The organism is Sphingomonas sp. (assembly GCF_039595165.1).
Lineage (GTDB): Bacteria > Pseudomonadota > Alphaproteobacteria > Sphingomonadales > Sphingomonadaceae > Sphingomonas.
In genome coordinates this window covers 1-4,027 of record NZ_JBCNMA010000191.1, presented here as the reverse complement: position 1 = coordinate 4,027, position 4,027 = coordinate 1, and the positions used below count along the sequence as shown (strand labels likewise).

At 70.3% G+C, this 4,027-nt stretch carries 5 protein-coding genes and 2 pseudogenes; all 7 read left to right on the top strand.

Features of this window, described 5'->3' with window-relative positions; all coding sequences use genetic code 11:
• Positions 1-244: pseudogene (locus ABDV68_RS18520) on the top strand (hypothetical protein); the annotation flags it as partial.
• Positions 245-292: 48 nt separating this feature from the next.
• Positions 293-1,447 carry a flagellar hook-length control protein FliK gene (locus ABDV68_RS18515; protein WP_343521567.1) on the top strand — a complete coding sequence of 385 codons (1,155 nt, stop codon included), beginning with the start codon at positions 293-295 and terminating at the stop codon, positions 1,445-1,447.
• A 24-nt stretch (positions 1,448-1,471) separates the two neighbouring features.
• The gene (locus ABDV68_RS18510) at positions 1,472-2,092 is read left to right on the top strand and encodes a flagellar basal body-associated FliL family protein (RefSeq protein WP_343521566.1); all 621 of its coding nucleotides are present in this window, start codon (positions 1,472-1,474) and stop codon (positions 2,090-2,092) included.
• A 27-nt stretch (positions 2,093-2,119) separates the two neighbouring features.
• Positions 2,120-3,061 carry a FliM/FliN family flagellar motor switch protein gene (locus tag ABDV68_RS18505; protein ID WP_343521565.1) on the top strand — a complete coding sequence of 314 codons (942 nt, stop codon included), beginning with the start codon at positions 2,120-2,122 and terminating at the stop codon, positions 3,059-3,061.
• Positions 3,058-3,348 (top strand): flagellar motor switch protein FliN, encoded by a 291-nt coding sequence (gene fliN / locus ABDV68_RS18500; RefSeq protein ID WP_343521564.1) that lies wholly within the window; start codon positions 3,058-3,060, stop codon positions 3,346-3,348. Before ABDV68_RS18505 ends, fliN begins: the two co-directional genes overlap by 4 nt.
• A 7-nt stretch (positions 3,349-3,355) precedes the next feature.
• Complete coding sequence (locus tag ABDV68_RS18495) at positions 3,356-3,610, top strand: flagellar biosynthetic protein FliO (RefSeq protein WP_343521563.1); 255 nt, start codon at positions 3,356-3,358, stop codon at positions 3,608-3,610.
• Positions 3,607-4,027, top strand: a pseudogene (locus tag ABDV68_RS18490) (flagellar biosynthetic protein FliP); the annotation flags it as partial. The gene ABDV68_RS18495 and the pseudogene ABDV68_RS18490, both read left to right, overlap by 4 nt.

The window sequence follows — 4,027 nt, the reverse complement described above, 5'->3', positions numbered from 1 at the left end:
TCATCGGGATGGTTGTCGTCTACATCGTGATAACCAGCCTGATCAGCATTCGCCTGCGCAGCCCCGCGTCGCCGAGGCGCAGCGCGGGCTCGACACGGCGCGTGCCGCGACGCGCGAGGCCAAGCGCGACCAAAGCGCGATCGAGAAGCTGATCGAGCGCGCCGAGGCCAATGCCGCGCGCCGCGCGATGCGCGCGCTCGAGGATATGCCGGCGATCCCGAGAAAACGGCACGATCCTTGCTGATTGGGCGAAGCCCGGCATGAAGCGCCGGGCGAAGGAGATTCGCCCGCAATGCCAGACCTGCTCGCCTCGGCCTCGCTGCTTCCGCTGACGCCCGCAATCCCGCCGCGCGTCGCGTCCGTCGCCGTTCCCGCGGCGGCGGATTTCATGGCGATGCTGGGAAATCTGGTGGTCGCGCCCGACGGCAAGTCGCAGGGTGGCAAAGGGCAGGCGGTTGCCGCGGACGGCAAGAATTTGCCGGTCGCGGATGAGGATGCGGAAGCGGGCGATCCTGTGATCGCCTGGCTCCCGACCGGACTTGTGCCGCTTCAGCCGCTCGACCCGGCGCCGTTGCCGGGCGTTGCGCTGGTCACGCCGTCGCCGGTCGGGGTCGAGACGGGGGCCGTGATGCTGCCGGCCGGCGAGGCTGCTTCGATCGTGCTGCCCGAAGCGACCCGGCCGATCCCACCCGCCGAGACCGCCGCGGCGCCGATCGCCATGGTCGAAGCAACGCCGGCCGGCCCCGCGCCGGTCGAGCCCACGATCGTGACGGGCGACGCGATGCCGCCGGCCACGCCGGAGATCGACCTCGACGCCATCGCCCGAGCGCCGCGCGAGCAGCTGGCGCGTCCGGTCCCGATCGCGCCGCAGCCCGTCGTCCCCGGCACCACGCCTGCCGCTCCCGCGGCGCAGGTCTTCGCCGCGGCGATCTCGGCCGCCTATGATTCGCCTTCCACGCCCGCGTCGCGCCCGACCGAGCCCGCGATCGTCCAGGGCCAGGGCGCGGCGGAGCAGCTGCGCACCACGGTGCAGGCGATGTCGGGCGCCGAGCAGGCGCCGCTCGACCTCAGCCGCGACGATTGGGCGGGCAAGATGGTCGACCGTATCGCCGCGCTGCGCGACGCTGCCGAGGCGGCGGACACGCGCATCCGCCTCGCGCCCGAGCATCTCGGCAATGTCGACGTCTCGATCCGCCGCGAGGGCGACCGGCTGCACGTCCATTTCGCCGCCGACAGCCCCGCGACGCGCCAATTGCTCGCCGAGGCCGCGCCGCGGCTCGCCGAGCTCGCCGATTCGCGCGGGCTGAAGCTCGGCCAGACCAGCGTCGATGCCGGCACCGGCGGCCAGCAGGGCACGCCGAACCAGCCGCAATCCGATCAACCCCTGCGCCGGGCCCCGGCCGCGACGCAGGCATCCGAAGCCGATCGCGACGACCGCGTCGCCTGAACCATCTCCAGGGGGAACTGTATCATGAGTGACGAGAACGAAGCTGCCGCGCCCGCGAAGAAGAAGGGCGGGTTGATGAAATGGATCCTGCTCGGCACTGGCGCGGTCGTGCTGATCGGCGGCGGCGTCGGCGGCGGGCTCTATGCCTCCAATGCCGGCCTGTTCGGCGGCGCCAAGGCCGAGCATGCGGCAGACGCCGACAAGCCGCGCCTCGTACCCAAGAGCGAGGAAGTCCGTGCCGAGGCCAAGGGCGAAAGCGGCGGCCATGGCGAAGGCGGCGGCGAAAGCCATGGCCTGCCGACGCCCAAGGGCGAAGGCGGCGACAAATACGCCTCGACCTATTATCAGCTCGAGAAGGAGTTCACCTCCAACCTGCGCGAGAGCGTGCACTTCATCCAGGTCGGGATCGCGATCTCGACTCCGTACGACAACCGCGTCGTCGAAAATCTCAAGACGCATGAGATGGCGGTGCGCTCGGCGGTGCTGATGGCGCTCGGCGAGACCGCCGAGGACGAGGTGTTCACCGCCGACGGCAAGCAGAAGCTGCAGAAGCGCCTGACCGCCGCGATCAACGGCGTTCTCAAGGAAAAAGAGGGCTTCGGCGGAATTGGTAACGTCTACTTTACCAATTTCATTGTTCAGTGAACGGGCATGGTTAACAGCCCTTCAGACTTGGCCCAGGAACGGGCGGCGCCCGAGCGGCGCGAGCGGCCCCGGGCCGGTGCGGAGCACGCGCCGGCGCTGGGCAGCTCGAATCTCAACCCGTTCGGGGATCTGCACGCGGTGCAGCATCTCTCGGCGCGGCTCGCCAAGTCGCTGCGGGGCAGCTTCGAGCCGCTGGTCGGCGAGGGCGCGCGTTGCTGGGCCGAACCGCTCAGCGTGCAACGCTTCGGGGATTATCGCAGCGAACGGCCCCAGGGCCTGACTGCCTGGTTGCCGCTGGCGATGACGCCGGGCCGTGGGCGCGCGCTGATCGTGGCCGAGGGCAAGTTCGTGTTCGAGATGCTCGACCGCTTCTTCGGCGGCGAGGGCGAGGCGCCGCACCCGCTGCCCGCCGAGTTCACCGGCTCCGCCGAGACGCTGCTCGCGCGCCTTTCCGCCAGCATCGCCGCGCAGCTCGCGCCGGCCTGGGAGATGCTCGCGCGGATCGAGTTCGCGCCGGCCGCGCCCGTCGCGCCGCTCGCCACCGCGCCCGAGATCGACGCCGGCGAGGCGATGGTCGTCACGCGCCTCGGCGTCGCCGCGGGTGACGCCAAGCCGCACTGGATCGACATCCTCTACCCCGTTTCGGCGCTCAAGCCCTACACGCCCAGCCTCACCGCCAAGGTGATCGGCGGCGAGCCCGAGCCCGAGCCCGAATGGCGGAGCGCCCTGACGCGCGCGGCGATGGCGCTGCGCCTCCCGGTGCGCTCGGTGCTCGCCGAGCCGGTGGTGCCGCTGTCCCTACTGATGGCGCTCAAGCCCGGCGACGTCATCCCGCTCGCCTTCGGCCCCGACGTACCGGTGATGGTCGCCCGCCAGAAGATCGGCAGCGGCACCGCCGGAACCGCCAATGGCCGCGCCGCGATCCGCCTGACCCGTTTCGAATCCCTTCAGCTCGAGGACGCACGATGAACGACATGACCGGCAGCTTTGCCGCCGAAGCCGCGGTCGCGGCCAATTTCCATTTGCTCCAGGACGTCGATGTCAAGCTGACGGTCGAGATCGGGTCGACCACGCTGACGCTGCGCGAGCTGCTCGCGCTCGGCGAATCGAGCGTGATCGAGCTCGACCGCGAGGCCGACGAGCTGCTCGACGTGTTCGTCAACGGCACGCTGATCGGCCGCGGCGAAGTGGTCACCGTCGGCGACAAGTTCGGCATCCGCATGACCGAGCTGGTCGCGCCCGAGAAGCGGAGCTGAGCTTCGCATGATGTGGTCCTACATCCTCAAGCTGGTCGTGCTGCTGCCGCTAGTCTGCGGCCTGCTGATCGGCTGCCTCTATCTCTGGCGCAAGCTCGAGGCGCGGCTGCCCGGCAACCAGGGCGACCGCATGCTCAAGGTCAAGGAGACGATGATGGTCTCGACCGGCACGCGCATCGCGGTGCTCGAGGTCGAGGGCAAGCGCATCCTCGTCTCGGTGAGCCGTAACGGCGTTTCGCTGATCGACCGGATCGACCAGTGACCGCCAGCCTCCGCCATGTCGCGCTCGTGCTGGGCGCCTTCGCGCTCGCGCTCTTCCTGGTCGCGCCGGCCTTTGCGCAAGCTGCCGCCCCGGCGGCGCCGGTCGCCGCGCCCGCGCCTGCCCCGACCCCGGGGATGGGCGACGCGGTCGACCGCGCGCTGGGCGATCTCGGCGGCGGCGACGCGCCGCTGTCGCTGTCGCTGCAGGTCCTCATCATCATGGGCCTGCTCACGGTGCTGCCGGGCATCCTGCTGATGATGACCAGCTTCACGCGGATCATCATCGTGCTGGCGATCCTGCGCCAGGCATTGGGGCTCCAGCAGACGCCGCCAAACCAGGTGCTGGTCGGGCTGTCGCTGTTCCTCTCCTTCTTCATCATGGCGCCGACGATCAGCCAGATGAACACCGCCGCGATCC

Excerpts from the sequence above, each read along its gene's own strand:
- ABDV68_RS18510 (WP_343521566.1), top strand. The coding sequence starts at position 1,472 with ATGAGTGACGAGAACGAAGCTGCCGCGCCCGCGAAGAAGAAGGGCGGG.
- ABDV68_RS18495 (WP_343521563.1), top strand. The coding sequence starts at position 3,356 with ATGATGTGGTCCTACATCCTCAAGCTGGTCGTGCTGCTGCCGCTAGTC.
- fliN (WP_343521564.1), top strand. The coding sequence starts at position 3,058 with ATGAACGACATGACCGGCAGCTTTGCCGCCGAAGCCGCGGTCGCGGCC.
- ABDV68_RS18515 (WP_343521567.1), top strand. The coding sequence starts at position 293 with ATGCCAGACCTGCTCGCCTCGGCCTCGCTGCTTCCGCTGACGCCCGCA.